The sequence below is a fragment of the Mesorhizobium sp. M7A.F.Ca.CA.001.10.2.1 genome, from assembly GCF_003998575.1.
In the GTDB taxonomy this organism is placed as follows: Bacteria; Pseudomonadota; Alphaproteobacteria; order Rhizobiales; family Rhizobiaceae; genus Mesorhizobium.
Map to the genome: position 1 here is coordinate 1 of NZ_RZQY01000092.1, position 13,804 is coordinate 13,804.

Below are 13,804 nucleotides of genomic sequence, written 5' to 3' on the forward strand. Positions count from 1 at the left end.
GGGGGAGATGCCCGGCAGGGCAGAGGGGGACGCGAAGGAACGCGACGATTCCGCTAAGCCAATCGTTCGCCAGCGCGCCGGCATCGGCTCATACGAGGATCCAGGCGACGCACGCCGCGACAAACGCCGGCCGGGGAAGACGGGACGGCCGGGGAAGTAGGTTCAATTATTCGAAATGCCGGCGGGACAGCGCCCCCCTCTGTCCTGCCGGACATCTCCCCCCACGTGGGGGGAGATTGGCAGCTGCAGCGCATCGCCCCTCCTGGAGCGCCCCCTTGCCCCCACCCCCGCCTTTGGTGTAATCGCTCCACACACTCGAACGTCTTGAAAGGAGGGCTCACGTGTTTACGTTTCATCGTCACCATCGTCACCATCGTCACCATCGTCAGCGTGGCCCGATTTCTGCCCTGCGAGCTTGCTTGCAGGGCTGACCAGGGACGGTCCGGGTTTTTCCCGCCTCGATTTTTTGGTCTGCCCTTCGTGGTGTTGCAACGCCGAGCCTGATGGCCAGCCTGCGCACCGTCAAAGTGCATTGAGCCGGACTTTCCTCCGGCAAGACCAGAGAAATCAAAATGGCCCTGATCAGCCTCAAATCCCTCGGCGTCACCATGAGTGCGCCGCTGTTTACCAATCTCGATCTCACCATCGGCTCCGGCGACCGGCTCGGCATTGTCGCCGCCAATGGCCGCGGCAAGTCGACCTTGCTGAAATGCCTGACCGGCGAGATGGAGCCGACCTCCGGTGACATCACCCGCACGCGCGGCCTGCGCGTCGGTCATGTCGAGCAATCCATTGCCCCGGCCCTTCTCACCCGCAGCTTCCATCAGGTGGTGGCCGACGCCTTGCCGCCCGAGCAGGCTGAAAGCGAGCTGTGGCGCGTCGACGTGGTTCTCGATTCACTCGATGTGCCGGAGCCGATGCGCGAGCGGCCAATGCAGGCGCTGAGCGGCGGTTGGCAGAGACTGGCGCTGATCGCCCGCGTCTGGGTGACAGATCCGGACGTGCTGCTGCTCGACGAGCCGACCAACCATCTCGACCTTGCTCGCATCAGCCAGTTGGAAACCTGGCTCAACGCATTGCCGCGTGAGGTGCCGGTCGTCATTGCCAGCCACGACCGCGCCTTTCTCGACGCCGCCACCAACCGGACGCTGTTCCTGCGCCCGGAACAGTCGCCCGTGTTTGCCTTGCCCTATTCCCGCGCCAGGCGGGCGCTCGACCAGGTCGACGCCTCGACCGAGCGCAAGTTCCAGCGCGACATGAAGGTGGCGCAGCAATTGCGCCGGCAGGCGGCCAAGCTCAACAATATCGGCATCAATTCAGGCAGCGACCTGCTGACGGTCAAGACCAGGCAACTCAGCCAGCGGGCCGAAAAACTGGAGGAAGCGGCGAACCCGGCGCATCGCGAGAAGTCGGCGGGTGCCATAAAACTGGCCAATCGCGGCACTCACGCCAAAGTGCTGATCACGCTCGACGACGCGGCTGTCGAAACACCCGATGGCACGCTGCTGTTTCGGGCCGGCAAGCGCCACATCTGCCAGGGCGACCGCATCGTGCTGCTCGGCCGCAACGGCGTCGGCAAGTCGCGCTTCGTCACCCTGATCCGCAATGCCATCATCGAACCGGACACGGTGCGGAATGTGAAGGTGACGCCGTCGACGGTGCTCGGCTACAGCGATCAGGCGCTGTCGGGCATCAGCGGCGACGACACGCCGCTGGCGATGGTCTCGCGCCGCTACGATGTCGGCGAGCAGCGCGCACGGTCGTTGCTGGCCGGTGCTGGCGTGGTCATCGAGATGCAGGAGAAAAAGATCGGCGTGCTGTCCGGCGGCCAGAAGGCGCGGCTGATGATGCTGGCGCTGAGGCTCGCCAATCCCAACTTCTATCTGCTGGACGAGCCGACCAACCACCTCGACATCGACGGCCAGGAAGCGCTGGAAGCGGAACTGCTGGCGCATCAGGCCAGCTGCGTGCTCGCCTCGCACGACCGCTCCTTCATCCGCGCCATCGGCAACCGCTTCTGGCTGATCGACAAACGAAAGCTGACCGAAGTCGAGGACCCCGAGGAGTTCTTCCGCTCAGTGGCCGAAACGGCAGGATGAGGCCAACGGAGGTCGACTGGCATGTAAATTATTTGCTTACAGACCTTGTTTTTGTAAGCAATCTGTTTACATATATCGATGATCAAGTCCTTCAAGAACAAGGCGCTGTCGGACCTCTTTCAAACTGGAAAGACCGGCAAGATCGACGCCAAGATGCACAAGCGCATTCTTGTCCGGCTTGACCGCCTGGAAGCTTCGGAGAAGCCGGAGGAGATGAACCTTCCCGGCTTCGATTTCCACCCGCTGAAAGGCTTCGATCCAATCCGCTACACGGTCCACGTCAACGGTCCGTGGTGCATCACATTCGAGTTCGACGGCAAGGACGCTGCCCGCGTCGATTTCGAGCAATATCACTGAGGCGGCCAGACTGGAGAAGTTCGACTTATGACCGTGCACGAGCCGACGCGTCCTATTGAGCGTTGTCCCTCCCACCCGGGAGCGCTGCTTGAGGACATTATCCCGGCAACTGGAAAGACCAAGGTGGAAATTGCAAATCTGCTCGGGATCTCCCGGCAGCAGCTCTATGACATCATCCGCGAAAAGAAGCCGGTTTCGCCGGCTGTGGCCGCTCGCCTCGGGAAGCTGTTCGGCGACGGCGCCGCGATCTGGCTTCGAATGCAAGCGGCTTTCGATGCTTGGCACGCAGAGCGTGAAGTTGATGTTTCAGCGATCCCTACGCTCAGGGTTGCGTAGGTCCGCACGGCAGCATTCGGACAGACCATCAGACGCCGCGATAAAAAATCTCGACGGTCTGTCGGATAGCCTCAGCCCATCGCGTCCTTGGGATGCCGACACGATGATGCCGGCGCCAACCCAGGGAGAATTATCATGTCGGTTCTTTCATCCATCGGTCGCGTCGCAACCCGGTATGCGGCAGCGCGCGCTCGTCACCGCAGCGAGCGCATCCTGCTTTCGCTGCCGGCCTCGCTGCGCAAGGATATCGGCTTTCCGGACGTCTTCGACGCGCAGAACGGCCGCCGCCCCTGACCTCGCGAGGCGCCAGTCAGTCATGCGTATCACCTGAAAGCGGTGTCGCCTGCATCGATACGCGTTTTTCGAAAGCCTCGAACCAGTGCGTCAGCCGCGCCCGCGAGCGAAAAGGCGGCAGGTGGCGGAACGCCATCCAGGACAGCGTGGTGGCCAAGGCGATGTGGCCGACATGGAGCGGTGCCTCGTCGTCCAGCGCGCTTTCGATCCAGTCGTAGCTCGCCTCGATCTTTTCCCGGTATCCGTCGGCGAGAGCACCATAGCGCAGCTTTTCGGGTCTCCTTTCTGTCTCCCAGCGCAAAGCGATGCCTGTCTGCGCGAGGCCCTGGGCGACCGACTGAAGCCGCAACGCCTGCCAGCGCGCCTCGCCGTCCTGCGGCAGCAGCTTGCGGCCGTCATGCAGTGTGTCGAGATAGGCGCAGATGACATCGGAATCGAAGATCGGCGACGCATTTGGCCGCAACAGCACCGGCACCTTGCCAAGCGGATTTTCGGCGTAGACATCGGCGTTGCGCAAGGTCGGACTGGTCTCATGATGGATGACCTCCAGCCGATCGGCAATGCCAACCTCATGGGCGAAGACAAGCGCCTTGCGCGCGAAGGGTGAGTGGGTTTGATAGTAGAGGATCATTGTCGTCCCGGGGTTGAAGAGGCGTTCGCGTGATCCATCTGTTCTAGCCTGCGAGCCGAGAGAATTGCGCTCTGATTGGGCGCCGCCGACGCAAGTTCGTTTCACGCCTCTCGCTCGAGCCCGCGGCTGTCCGGGATTATCAAGGGCCGACCGCCAAAAAAATTTCGCCGCCATGTAGGATCGCCGCCGTCCGATCCGTCCTATGGCTCGCAAGGCCAAACGCAAAGAGGAACAACAAATGACTGATCAGACCCCCGTTCAGCCCGCGGCCAAAGTGCTCGGCGGATTGACCCCCTATCTGCAGCTGGATGGCGCCTTCAAGGCTGCCGAATTCTACAAGAAGGCCTTCGGCGCGGAGCAGGTCTTTGCCTACCCGGCGGACGAAAAAGGCCGCACCATGCACATTCACCTCCACATCAATGGCTCGACCCTCATGCTCTCCGATTTCTATCCGGAAAACGGAATGCCCGCCGTCAAGCCGCAGGGTTACACCATGCAGCTTCACCTCGGCAGCGACGACATCGAAGCCTGGTGGAAGCGCGCCGTCGATGCCGGCTGCGAAGTCGCCGTGCCGCTCCAGGTCATGTTCTGGGGCGATCAGTGGGGCAATATGCGCGACCCGTTCGGCGTCGAATGGGCGATGAACGCGCCGGTGAAGAAAGCCTGATCTGCCGCCGATGGCCCGAGCCCCTCACCGGCCGGCGCCGGTGAGGCCCTGTGAACTTCCAGGAGGAGATCCAAAATGTCCTATGTCGATGGTTTCGTACTTGCCGTATCCAGGGCAAAACTCGATGACTACAAGAAGCTGGCCAACCTCGCAGGGCCTATCTGGAGGGAACATGGCGCGCTCGCCTATGTCGAATGCATCGGCGACGACGTGCCCTATGGCGAGGTCACGTCCTTCCCGCGTGCCGTGCAGGCCAAGGACGACGAGATCGTCGTCTTCGCCTGGGCCGTCTATGAGTCGCGGGTGAGCCGCGATGCCGTCATGGCCAAGGTGATGGCAGATCCGCGCTTGAAGGCCGATTGGGCGGACATGCCGTTCGACGGCAAGCGCATGATCTTCGGTGGCTTCAAGCCATTCATTGAGCTTTGAGCAGCCGGTTGCAGATTAGAAGAAGCCTCTCAGCTTCGTCATCCTAGGGCGAAGCGCGAAGCTCCGTCGCGAAGACCCTAGGATGACGACGCGGGTGCTTAGGCCAATCTCTAAGGCCACGATCAGCTAGATAGCGTTGCGCTAATCCAGCTTGTCGAGCAGCGGCTTCAGCCGGTCTCCATAGCGCTTCCACAGATCGACCGACCCTTGATACATCGGCTGGCGCACCTGTGCGGCTGAAGCCGTGCGAACCGGTCGGTCGGTCTCGTGGAACGATAGAGCCGCGTCGTCCCAGGGCAGACCGAGATGAGCGATCAATGCCCGCGTCTGTCCTTCCTGGTCGGCGACAAAATCCTCGTAGCGTACATCATGCACGACGCCCGGCAGCACCGTGTGCCAATGCTTCATGATGTCGGTGTAGAGATTGTGGAAGTCGGCGAGCTCACCGAGATCGTAGCCATAGCGATGGCTGTCGCCGCGGAAATGCACCTTGTAGATCGACAGGCAGGTGGCCGCCGCATCGCGCGCGCAGTGGATGATCCTGGCCTTCGGCATCATCATGTGGATGAAGCCGACAAGCAGGAAGTTGCCCGGCATTTTGTCGGTGACGTGGCGCATGTTCGGATAGCGGGCATGCAGCATGTCGAGATAGGCTTGGCCTGCTTCGGCAAAATCCGCATCGCCCATATCCGATACGCCCCATGGGAAGCCACCCGGCATGGTCGCCGGGAACTGCTTGCCGACCGCCTTCTTCAAGATGCTGAGCTCGCCTGCGCCGTAGACCTGCGGATGGCTGGCAATGATCTGCTCGACCAGCGTCGTGCCCGAACGCGGCATGCCGACGATGAAGATCGGCGTGTCGTCGCTGATTGAGCTGGGCCTGTGCTTCTCGAAGAAGCCGGCATCGAAGGTGGCCTTCATCGCCTCGAATTCGGCCCGCGTCCTGGCCTGGTCGTAGTTGATGCCTTTGCGGCGGATCGCATTGCCTTCGGCGAAATAGTCGAAGGCCCGGCCATAATCCCTGAGATCGTCATTCGCCTTGCCGAGTCCGAAGGACAGCTGCATGCGTGCCAGGCTGTCCTGCGGCGCTTTGGCATGCTGGGCTTCCATGCCCCCAAGCTCGCTGTCGCGATCCTTCTGGCGCTTGACCTGCGTCAGCATCAGCCAAGCTGTGGCCATGGCGGGGTTGATCGCCAACGCCTGCCGGAACAGGTCGACCGCCTCGTCGAGCTTGCCCTTTTCCATCAGCCCGACGCCGAGCCCGTGCAGCAGGTCGGCATCCTTGGGGCGTATCGCCAGCGCTTCGCGGAAGACGGCGAGCGCCTCATCCAGCCGCCCGGCTTCCTGCAGGGTTTCGGCAAGCCCGATGCGGGCGCGCACGTGAAATGGGTTGCGTGCAACCGTGCCGCGATAAATCTCTTCGGCCTCTTCGAACTGGCCGACCTGCTTCAGCGATGAGCCGAGATTGTCGCGCGCCGCGAGCTGGTCCGGCCGCAGATCCACCGCACCGCGGAAGAAATCGATGGCCGCAGCAGGGCGGCCGAGGTCGCGCATCACCGTACCGAAATTGTTGAGGAAATCGGGATTCGTCGGCTGCAGGCTCACCGACCGTTCGATGAGATCCAGCCCTTCTTCGCTGCGCCCGGTCTGGTGCAGCAGCAGTCCCAGGAAATGCGCCGCGGCCGCATGCTTGGGCTGACGCGCCAGCACCTGCCGGTAGATCGTCTCAGCCTCTTGCCGGCGCCCCGCCTGATGCAGTTGCAACGCCTGCTGCACATACTGGTCGAGGCCCAGCGGCGGCTGTCCGCCTGCGCCAGACCTGGCTCCCGCACCCGCCGCTCGTCTTTGATCTCTGTTGATGGGAAACCTGCCGTGTTTTATCCGCCTGTGGCGATCTAGGCCATTGGCGCGCCAGGTTCAAGGCTTCGCTTGCTGTCTCGTCCTTTCGTCGGTGCGGAAAGATCAAATCAGGCGATTGGTCTCGGCAACCTGCCTGGCACGCCGAACCGTTCCATCGGTGTCGGCGATCCTTCGCTTTGCCGCCTCGTCACTTCTGACAGTCAGCCGCGGCGACAGGACAACCATCGGCTTTGCCATTACCGGCTTTGCGACCGGCGTGATCGTTACGGGGGTGCCTGTTGGCGTCTTTACGGACATCTCGAGGTCTCCTTCTTCAACTCACAAGAAAAATGAAATACCGGGAGAATTATTCCCGCTAAGCTTCAAACAGTTTTTGAATTGTATGAATTTGTATCATCATTTTTCTGATAGTTACAGCGCGCAATTTTTTGAATGAAGCACAATTTTATTTTAAAACGCCTTGATTAAATTACAACAAAGGCCTATCTGTACAGGATCGCTTTGGGCCAGAATTGGCATCTCGCGGCGTCAGAGGTTCTCGACCCGCCAATCTCATTCCAAATCATCGATACCGGGCGCGCGGCATGTTCGCTCCGCGCGGCCATTCTCATTCTTCGAAAGACCGACATGAACACCGGAACCGTGAAGTTCTACAATGGCCGGACCGGCTTCATTCAGCCGACCGATGGCGGCAAGGACGTCTTTGTCCATGTCAGCGCACTGGAGCGCGCCGGCTTCCCCGGCCTCGCCGAAGGCCAGAAGCTGCAGTTCGAGTTGGAGCGTGACACCAAGGGCCGCGAGTCGGCCGCCAATTTGCAAATGATCTGATCCGGCCGAATTCGATGAACGCTGACCACGGATGTACTGGCAGCTCTCGAAAGAGGCTTATTTCCAGCGACTGCCGGAAATAGGAAAGCGGGGCTCGTCCCCGCTTTTTTGTTTTCAGGACCGCTGCTTTGCATAGGTAAGACAATGCCGGACCGCACCACCCACTCCATCGCGCACTTCACCGCACCTTTCGTGCTCGGCGGACTGGAAGGGCAGCTGCCGGCCGGCGACTACGACATCGACCACGACGAAGAGCTGATCGAGGGCATGTCGCGGCTTGCCTGGCGCCGCGTCGCCACTTTCATCCATCTGCCGGCAAGGGCAGCGAAAAACCCGCCCACCAGCCAGCTTGTCGCCATCGATTACCTCGAACTCGAAACAGCGCTGAAGCGCGACAGGGAGAATGCAGCATGATCCGTTTCCAGCAGAATGCGCGCCCGCGCACCGACACACCCGCGCACCAGTTTTCGATCGGTCAGACCGTGCGCATGAAGAGCCGCACCGGCCTCGTTCAGAAGACCGCCGAACTGTTCCAGATCAAGAGCAGGCTGCCGGTCAAGGATGGTTCGCCGCAATACCGCATCCGCAGCGAGCAGGAGACCTATGAGCGGGTCACCACCGAAGACAATCTCGAACCGGCAGATCCGGTTGTTGCCGACAACCCCGTTGTTGCCAGCAACCCGCTCGTCTGAGACCCCACCGCCAAGCCAACACTGAAGCAGGAGCACGACATGTCCAAAGGTCAACAGCGTAGCAACCGCGAGACACGCAAGCCGAAGAAGGACAAGGTCGTGGCAAAGCCCGCCTCCCCGTTCGGTTCGTCGGTCAAGCAGGCGGAGAGCAGCTTGAAGCCGAAGTCGAAAGGCTGACAAACTGGAGGGCGCGCCTCGTGCGCCCTTTCCGTCGTCCTCTGTGAGGTGGCGAATTGACTGGACAGGCCTGCGCAATGCTCTGCCACGGAGGCGCGCTTGAATTTCGTCATCGAGTTCTACCGGTTGCGCGACGCCGACGAAGCCACTCTCGACAAGGTGTCGCTGGAGGCGCCGAACCTGCGCGCCGCGCTGCAGGACGCCACCGCGCTGTTCCACACGCTGGCGATGCCGCAAATCCCCGATCGCCTGCGCATCTGCGACGACAGTGGCAGCGAGCTCTATGCCGGCCCGGCCGACGGCGCCTATCCGGTTTAGAGCAGCGGTGCTGCCCCACGACTCCATTAAAGTTCACGTAAGATCGAGGCCCTAATATCCGCCTGAACCGGGCCGCTGCCGCGATTGGTGGCCGAGACGTTGCGGGCGACCACCCACGATCGCCGCTCATACCCGAAGGCAGGAGGCGCATGGACAGGTCGCGCATCATCGTGACGGCGGTGGTGTTGGCCATGCTGGGCGCCATCTTGCCAATCGCAGCTATGTTTCATCTCGCTTGGATTCAGGCCGTCCAAAAGGAACATGAGCGGCTGCAGCTGTTCGCCAGCCGCGCCATCGCCAGGGCCGACATCTCGCTCAACGATGCCACCGCCGCCTTGCGGCAGATCGACCAGTTCACCGGCATCCGCTGTTCGGCGGACCATATAGCCCGTATGCGGCAACTCACCATCAACACGCGCCCGATCGAAGAAATGGGCTATTTCGAAAACGGCCTGCTCAAATGCTCTTCCTGGGGACCGACCGAAGGGCGCGTTGCGCAATCCACCCCTGACTTCACCACCAGGGACGGCATTGCCGTCACCGCCCGCATGCAGCCGGTGATGAGCGAGGACCATTTTCTGATGGCGCTGCGATACAGGGATCACAACGTCCTTGTCGATCCGGTACGCTTTGTCGACGTCATCGTCGATCCCAGTGTCCAGCTCGCCTTGACGACGCAAACGGGCATCCTGCTTGGCGCGTTGAACGGCCCGAATCCTGCTCGTATCGAGAAGATCATCGCCGGTCCCGGCGAAGGCATCGATGACGATCTCCTGTTTGCCACGGCGCGCGGGACGGACTGGATTGCTGTCGCCACCGAACCGACAAGCCAGATCCTGGGCAGCGTTCGCAAGCAGCAATTCATGCTGCTTCCGCTCGGCGCCTTCATGGCTGCCTTCATCATCGGCGTGGTTGTGTGGCTGTCACGAAGGCGGCTTTCGCCCTTGGGAGAATTGCAGATCGCCGTGCGCAAGCACGAATTCATCGTCCACTATCAGCCGATCGTCGAGCTCAGGACCGGCAATTGCATCGGCGCGGAAGCGCTGGTGCGCTGGAAGCGGCCGAATGGCTCCCTGGTCCGGCCCGATCTTTTCATTCCGCTGGCGGAAGAGAGCGGCCTGATCACGGCGATCACCGATCAGGTCATTGCGATGGTTGTGTTCGACCTGAACAAGCTCCTGGTCGCCGATCGCTCGCTTCACATCGCCATCAATCTCAGCGCAACCGATGTCGGCACCGCGCGGGTCCTGCCTATTATCGAAAAGGCGTTGCAGCACACCGGAATCCGGCCCCAGCAAATCTGGCTCGAGGCCACGGAGCGAGGTTTCGTCGATATCAACTCGGCGCGTTCGACGCTCATTCGTGCCCGCGAACTGGGGCACGCAGTGGCAATCGACGACTTCGGCACCGGCTATTCCAGCCTGTCCTATCTCGAGGGGCTGCCGCTCGATGCGCTCAAGATCGACAAATCGTTCATCGATACGATCAGCACGAATTCCGCCACCAGTTCCGTCACCCCGCATATCATCGACATGGCCAAGACACTGAAGCTGAAGATCGTTGCCGAGGGCGTGGAAACGCAGGCGCAGGCCGACTATCTCGCCGAGCGCGACGTCGACTACGGCCAGGGCTGGCTTTTCGCCAGACCCATGCCTGCGTCCGAGTTCATCGCCTACTGTCGCCAGGTGGAGCCGACGGCTTGACGCCTGTCGTCCTCAACAAGGCGCAGCGTTCTCAGCACGGCCCGTCGCCAACGACGCGATAGTCCGCGGCGCGGGCTTCGCAGGAATTGGGGAAGGTACGCATCTCGCCATGCCGGCGGCCGCAGACCGGAGCATATTCGCGGGTGCAGAACGTCTGCTCGCCACCGCCACCGCCACCGCCGCTATCGCGGCACGGACCGTCGCGCACGATGCGGTAGCCAGCCCGGTCGGCAAGACAGGCATTGGCGAAGGTCTGGCGGTCGCCGCCGCGCCGGGCACAGACCGGCTCGTACTGCTTGCTGCAATATTGCGGCTCGGGCCGTGGCGGACGCGGGCGTGGCCCTGGTCCCTCATCGACGACAACAGTGCAGGCGGCAAGAACTGCCGACAGCAACAGGATGACAAAACCCTGCCGCGAAAAGATTGCCGCCAGAAATTTCATGATGATCTCCCACGATCGGTCCCCGGTTACCGATCCTCGCCATTCCCTTGCCAAATGCAACCCCCGTTTGAGCTCGGCAACCGACAACGGCGCCTGGACCGAAAGGGAGGTCAGCGCGCCGCGATGTCTGGCCCATTCGTGGCCCGGCTCTGGCCGATGACCCGGCCGGCAAGCAAGCCTATGCCGAGCCCATCGATGCTCAGGTCAGTCGATTGATGCGTCGGGATGCGCCAGTACGGCGGCCCGCGGCGGTATCTTGCAACCATCACGTTTCCGTGCGATAAATTCCGTGTTCGGGCATTTGCGACCCGGAGAGCGGAACGTTTTGGACGACCTTTCCCCGATACTGTGAATCTCTGACGGCCCCGTTTTCGGCGGGGGGTTTGACCATGCGCCAATGCATGACTGCCGAAGCAACCACCGGGAACTGCCCTTTGCGCCAGGCGGCGGGCGGGACCACCAAAGACTGAACGGGTGAAGGAGTTTCCCCAATGGCCCAGACCGGCACCGTTAAATTCTTCAACGCGACCAAAGGCTTCGGTTTCATCACGCCCGATGGTGGCGCCAAGGATGTGTTCGTCCATATCTCCGCGATCGAAGCCTCCGGCTTGCGCACGCTCGTTGACGGCCAGAAGGTCACCTTCGACGTCGAGCCGGACCGCATGGGCAAGGGCCCCAAGGCCGTCAACCTCCGCGCAGCCTGAGCCATCGGCGCGCCGCATGTCACTCGGACGTGCGACGGAGGCTCCATGCCTGCACCTGGCCTGGAGAGGGATCTGAATTTTGAAAGGCGCGGCGATCTTCGTCGCGCCTTTTCCTTATCGAAGGCGCGGGCCGGTGATGTCGCCCAAGCCGCCAGGTTCTGGGCTACGACTTGCATAAAACAAAGACCCAAAGCGTGCCGCAACGTGCTTTAGACGCCCGCAAAACTTTCTCTTGCCGATGACGCTAAAATAAAGGACAAATTTCCACTCGGGCATTTGCCGGCCCGAGACTGGAGTTTATGGGACAAAGGAGCTTCCCATGCCGCAGACCGGCACCGTCAAATTCTTCAACCATGCCAAGGGCTTCGGCTTCATCACGCCCGATGATGGCGCGAAGGATGTTTTCGTCCATATTTCAGCCGTGCAGGCGTCCGGCCTTCCCGGCCTGGAGGATGGCCAGAAAGTGTCGTTCGACACCGAGCCGGACAAGCGCGGCAAGGGACCCAAGGCCGTCAATCTGTCGGTCGGCTGAGCCGGCTTGGACCGGCGATGGTTTTCGCTCCCTGGAGGCGTGTGACCTTTGACGCCTGTTGTGAATAAATTCGTCGAAATCCGTTCAGCCCCCGTTCAGCCACGGTTGCATATTAGTCTTTGGTAAAGCCGGACCGCATCCCCGAAACTACACGGGCCGGCACGAAGGAGACCGAGATGAACCGAATTTTCAAGACCGCCGTCCTGGCCGCTGCCGTGGTCGCCACCACGCTTTCGGCCTTGCCCGCCGCCAACGCACGTGATTGGCGCCGCCATCATGGCCATCATGGCAACGGCGATGCCATTGCCGCCGGCGTGCTCGGCCTCGCGGCCGGTGCGCTGATCGGCGGCGCATTGGCCAATGACCGCCCGCCGCCCGACGCTGACCGCTACTACGATGACGGTTACTACGATCGTGACGTGGTGGTGCGCCCGGCCCCGGTCCGCCGCTACTATGCGGAGCCGCGGGTGGTCTACGCTGATCGTTATGCCGAGCCGTGGACGCGTGATTGGTACGAATACTGCTCGGACCGCTACCGCACCTTCAATTCCCGCACCGGCACGTTCACCGGTAATGACGGCGAACAGCATTTCTGCACGGCGAACTAAACCAGGGCCTCCCTGCCCCAACAGAAAAGCGCTGACCGCAAGGCCAGCGCTTTTCTGTTTGGAGCATCACAGGATTGGGGCAGGCGAATATCGGCACGCCCTACAGCAATTCCAGGAAAAGTGTGAAACGGTTTCCCGGGAAAAGCGCGAAGCGTTTTCCCTTGGGAATTGAGTCAGAACAAAGGGTTAGAGCGGCCCCGCCGTTTCCGTGAAATGGTGAATTGCTCTAAACGAGAAAAGGATTGGTCCGCCTCTCCTCGCCAAAACGTCCGCCGGGACCGTGGCCGCAGATGAAGCCGATGTCGTCGCCGAGCGGCAGGAGCTTGTCCTTGATCGAAGCGATCAGTGCCGCATGGTCGCCACCCGGCAGGTCGGTGCGGCCGACCGAGCCGCGGAACAGCACGTCGCCGACATGGGCGAACTTGGCCGCGCGGTTGTAATATACGACGTGACCTGGTGCATGGCCGGGGCAGTGCAGCACCTCGAACACATGGCCGCCGAACGACACGGTCTCGCCTTCGGACAGGAACCGGTCGGGCACGCAGTTGCGCGCTCCGGCGATGCCGTAGCGCTTGCCTTGGTTTTCCAGATTGTCGAGCAGCGACTTGTCGGCCTCATGCGGACCGATGATCTCGACGCCGAGCGCCTCCTTCAACTCCATTGCGCCGCCGGCATGGTCGATGTGGCCATGCGTTATCCAGATCGCCCCGGCTGAGATCGCATTGTCCTTCAGCACCGCCAGCACCTTGTCGATATCGCCGCCAGGATCGACGACGACGCCATGCTTGTCATCCATGTCGAACAGGATGGTGCAATTCTGCTGGAACGGTGTGACCGGCACGATGCCGGCATTGAGCTGACCCATGATCGTCCTTTCGATGTTCACGGGTGATGTAGAGGCGCGGACAAAGGGCGTCCACCCTCGCAAGACGAACATCGGTAGCTCCGAAAACGGAAATGGGCGGCCGAAGCCGCCCATTTGAAAAGACCTTAACGGCCCGCCTACTTCTTCATGGCGCCCATGACCGCGCCGAGAATGGCGGTCAGGATCGCGCCGCCGCCGGCGCCGCCGACGATGTTCTGCAGGTTCAGCGCGCTGCCGAGACCGCTCGTTGCTGCTGCCGCAG

Annotated in this window: 21 protein-coding genes; 16 read left to right on the forward strand and 5 right to left on the reverse strand. The window is 61.7% G+C overall.

Annotated elements, in window-relative coordinates:
- Positions 1-572 precede the first annotated feature (572 nt).
- From EN964_RS08820 to EN964_RS08835, 4 genes are all read left to right on the forward strand, one after another.
- Positions 573-2,099, forward strand: a complete 1,527-nt coding sequence (locus EN964_RS08820) for an ABC-F family ATP-binding cassette domain-containing protein (protein ID WP_127270511.1) — start codon at positions 573-575, stop codon at positions 2,097-2,099.
- Between the two features lie 78 nt (positions 2,100-2,177).
- Entirely contained in the window at positions 2,178-2,456 is a 279-nt protein-coding gene (locus EN964_RS08825; RefSeq protein WP_023809788.1) for a type II toxin-antitoxin system RelE/ParE family toxin, read from the forward strand.
- 27 nt (positions 2,457-2,483) lie between these two features.
- Positions 2,484-2,792 (forward strand): HigA family addiction module antitoxin, encoded by a 309-nt coding sequence (locus tag EN964_RS08830; protein WP_127268663.1) that lies wholly within the window; start codon positions 2,484-2,486, stop codon positions 2,790-2,792.
- Between the two features lie 135 nt (positions 2,793-2,927).
- The gene (locus EN964_RS08835; RefSeq protein WP_127268662.1) at positions 2,928-3,086 is read left to right on the forward strand and encodes a hypothetical protein; all 159 of its coding nucleotides are present in this window, start codon (positions 2,928-2,930) and stop codon (positions 3,084-3,086) included.
- 16 nt (positions 3,087-3,102) lie between these two features.
- Here EN964_RS08835 and EN964_RS08840 read toward each other — a convergent pair whose 3' ends face one another.
- Positions 3,103-3,717, reverse strand: coding sequence for a glutathione S-transferase family protein (locus tag EN964_RS08840; RefSeq protein ID WP_127268661.1), 615 nt, complete (start codon positions 3,715-3,717; stop codon positions 3,103-3,105).
- Between the two features lie 238 nt (positions 3,718-3,955).
- On the opposite strand from EN964_RS08840, the gene EN964_RS08845 reads away from it, so the two are divergent.
- Both EN964_RS08845 and EN964_RS08850 read left to right on the forward strand, forming a co-directional pair.
- Positions 3,956-4,384, forward strand: coding sequence for a glyoxalase/bleomycin resistance/extradiol dioxygenase family protein (locus EN964_RS08845; RefSeq protein ID WP_127268665.1), 429 nt, complete (start codon positions 3,956-3,958; stop codon positions 4,382-4,384).
- Between the two features lie 75 nt (positions 4,385-4,459).
- On the forward strand, positions 4,460-4,813 hold the full coding sequence (locus EN964_RS08850; protein ID WP_127268660.1) for a DUF1428 domain-containing protein: 354 nt from the start codon (positions 4,460-4,462) through the stop codon (positions 4,811-4,813).
- A 141-nt stretch (positions 4,814-4,954) separates the two neighbouring features.
- Here the strand turns inward: EN964_RS08850 and EN964_RS08855 are convergent, their stop codons facing one another.
- Positions 4,955-6,577 (reverse strand): tetratricopeptide repeat-containing sulfotransferase family protein, encoded by a 1,623-nt coding sequence (locus EN964_RS08855; RefSeq protein WP_236382892.1) that lies wholly within the window; start codon positions 6,575-6,577, stop codon positions 4,955-4,957.
- Between the two features lie 139 nt (positions 6,578-6,716).
- On the opposite strand from EN964_RS08855, the gene EN964_RS37595 reads away from it, so the two are divergent.
- From EN964_RS37595 to EN964_RS08885, 7 genes are all read left to right on the forward strand, one after another.
- Positions 6,717-7,109, forward strand: coding sequence for a hypothetical protein (locus tag EN964_RS37595; RefSeq protein WP_164748817.1), 393 nt, complete (start codon positions 6,717-6,719; stop codon positions 7,107-7,109).
- A gap of 191 nt (positions 7,110-7,300) precedes the next feature.
- Positions 7,301-7,501: a cold-shock protein gene (locus EN964_RS08865; RefSeq protein WP_127270517.1), complete on the forward strand. Its 201-nt coding sequence runs from the start codon at positions 7,301-7,303 to the stop codon at positions 7,499-7,501.
- 144 nt (positions 7,502-7,645) lie between these two features.
- Positions 7,646-7,915, forward strand: coding sequence for a hypothetical protein (locus EN964_RS08870; protein WP_023809798.1), 270 nt, complete (start codon positions 7,646-7,648; stop codon positions 7,913-7,915).
- On the forward strand, positions 7,912-8,193 hold the full coding sequence (locus EN964_RS08875; RefSeq protein ID WP_127270520.1) for a hypothetical protein: 282 nt from the start codon (positions 7,912-7,914) through the stop codon (positions 8,191-8,193). Before EN964_RS08870 ends, EN964_RS08875 begins: the two co-directional genes overlap by 4 nt.
- A 39-nt stretch (positions 8,194-8,232) precedes the next feature.
- On the forward strand, positions 8,233-8,370 hold the full coding sequence (locus tag EN964_RS37600) for a hypothetical protein (protein ID WP_164482279.1): 138 nt from the start codon (positions 8,233-8,235) through the stop codon (positions 8,368-8,370).
- Positions 8,371-8,469: 99 nt separating this feature from the next.
- Positions 8,470-8,688 (forward strand): hypothetical protein, encoded by a 219-nt coding sequence (locus EN964_RS08880; protein ID WP_127270522.1) that lies wholly within the window; start codon positions 8,470-8,472, stop codon positions 8,686-8,688.
- A 149-nt stretch (positions 8,689-8,837) separates the two neighbouring features.
- On the forward strand, positions 8,838-10,391 hold the full coding sequence (locus EN964_RS08885) for an EAL domain-containing protein (RefSeq protein WP_127270524.1): 1,554 nt from the start codon (positions 8,838-8,840) through the stop codon (positions 10,389-10,391).
- A 31-nt stretch (positions 10,392-10,422) separates the two neighbouring features.
- Here EN964_RS08885 and EN964_RS08890 read toward each other — a convergent pair whose 3' ends face one another.
- Positions 10,423-10,833: a Kazal-type serine protease inhibitor domain-containing protein gene (locus tag EN964_RS08890; RefSeq protein WP_127270527.1), complete on the reverse strand. Its 411-nt coding sequence runs from the start codon at positions 10,831-10,833 to the stop codon at positions 10,423-10,425.
- Between the two features lie 110 nt (positions 10,834-10,943).
- Positions 10,944-11,099 carry a hypothetical protein gene (locus EN964_RS37605; RefSeq protein ID WP_164748816.1) on the reverse strand — a complete coding sequence of 52 codons (156 nt, stop codon included), beginning with the start codon at positions 11,097-11,099 and terminating at the stop codon, positions 10,944-10,946.
- Positions 11,100-11,324: 225 nt separating this feature from the next.
- Here EN964_RS37605 and EN964_RS08895 point away from each other — a divergent pair, with 225 nt between their 5' ends.
- The 3 genes from EN964_RS08895 (at position 11,325) to EN964_RS08905 (ending at position 12,677) form a co-directional block, all read left to right on the forward strand.
- Complete coding sequence (locus tag EN964_RS08895) at positions 11,325-11,537, forward strand: cold-shock protein (protein ID WP_006202520.1); 213 nt, start codon at positions 11,325-11,327, stop codon at positions 11,535-11,537.
- A gap of 319 nt (positions 11,538-11,856) precedes the next feature.
- Complete coding sequence (locus tag EN964_RS08900) at positions 11,857-12,069, forward strand: cold-shock protein (protein WP_013530020.1); 213 nt, start codon at positions 11,857-11,859, stop codon at positions 12,067-12,069.
- Between the two features lie 176 nt (positions 12,070-12,245).
- Positions 12,246-12,677: a BA14K family protein gene (locus EN964_RS08905; RefSeq protein ID WP_127268420.1), complete on the forward strand. Its 432-nt coding sequence runs from the start codon at positions 12,246-12,248 to the stop codon at positions 12,675-12,677.
- A gap of 226 nt (positions 12,678-12,903) precedes the next feature.
- On the opposite strand, the gene EN964_RS08910 is transcribed toward EN964_RS08905, so the two are convergent.
- Positions 12,904-13,542, reverse strand: a complete 639-nt coding sequence (locus EN964_RS08910; protein ID WP_127268419.1) for an MBL fold metallo-hydrolase — start codon at positions 13,540-13,542, stop codon at positions 12,904-12,906.
- Between the last annotated feature and the right edge of the window lie 262 nt (positions 13,543-13,804).

Bases quoted from the DNA above. Each gene is read 5' to 3' on its own strand.
- EN964_RS08840 (WP_127268661.1), bottom strand. From the start codon at position 3,717: ATGATCCTCTACTATCAAACCCACTCACCCTTCGCGCGCAAGGCGCTT.
- EN964_RS08870 (WP_023809798.1), top strand. From the start codon at position 7,646: ATGCCGGACCGCACCACCCACTCCATCGCGCACTTCACCGCACCTTTC.
- EN964_RS08875 (WP_127270520.1), top strand. From the start codon at position 7,912: ATGATCCGTTTCCAGCAGAATGCGCGCCCGCGCACCGACACACCCGCG.
- EN964_RS08850 (WP_127268660.1), top strand. From the start codon at position 4,460: ATGTCCTATGTCGATGGTTTCGTACTTGCCGTATCCAGGGCAAAACTC.
- EN964_RS37600 (WP_164482279.1), top strand. From the start codon at position 8,233: ATGTCCAAAGGTCAACAGCGTAGCAACCGCGAGACACGCAAGCCGAAG.
- EN964_RS08820 (WP_127270511.1), top strand. From the start codon at position 573: ATGGCCCTGATCAGCCTCAAATCCCTCGGCGTCACCATGAGTGCGCCG.
- EN964_RS08905 (WP_127268420.1), top strand. From the start codon at position 12,246: ATGAACCGAATTTTCAAGACCGCCGTCCTGGCCGCTGCCGTGGTCGCC.
- EN964_RS08895 (WP_006202520.1), top strand. From the start codon at position 11,325: ATGGCCCAGACCGGCACCGTTAAATTCTTCAACGCGACCAAAGGCTTC.
- EN964_RS08890 (WP_127270527.1), bottom strand. From the start codon at position 10,833: ATGAAATTTCTGGCGGCAATCTTTTCGCGGCAGGGTTTTGTCATCCTG.
- EN964_RS08835 (WP_127268662.1), top strand. From the start codon at position 2,928: ATGTCGGTTCTTTCATCCATCGGTCGCGTCGCAACCCGGTATGCGGCA.
- EN964_RS08910 (WP_127268419.1), bottom strand. From the start codon at position 13,542: ATGGGTCAGCTCAATGCCGGCATCGTGCCGGTCACACCGTTCCAGCAG.
- EN964_RS08825 (WP_023809788.1), top strand. From the start codon at position 2,178: ATGATCAAGTCCTTCAAGAACAAGGCGCTGTCGGACCTCTTTCAAACT.
- EN964_RS08865 (WP_127270517.1), top strand. From the start codon at position 7,301: ATGAACACCGGAACCGTGAAGTTCTACAATGGCCGGACCGGCTTCATT.
- EN964_RS08885 (WP_127270524.1), top strand. From the start codon at position 8,838: ATGGACAGGTCGCGCATCATCGTGACGGCGGTGGTGTTGGCCATGCTG.
- EN964_RS08845 (WP_127268665.1), top strand. From the start codon at position 3,956: ATGACTGATCAGACCCCCGTTCAGCCCGCGGCCAAAGTGCTCGGCGGA.
- EN964_RS37605 (WP_164748816.1), bottom strand. From the start codon at position 11,099: ATGGTTGCAAGATACCGCCGCGGGCCGCCGTACTGGCGCATCCCGACG.
- EN964_RS08900 (WP_013530020.1), top strand. From the start codon at position 11,857: ATGCCGCAGACCGGCACCGTCAAATTCTTCAACCATGCCAAGGGCTTC.
- EN964_RS08830 (WP_127268663.1), top strand. From the start codon at position 2,484: ATGACCGTGCACGAGCCGACGCGTCCTATTGAGCGTTGTCCCTCCCAC.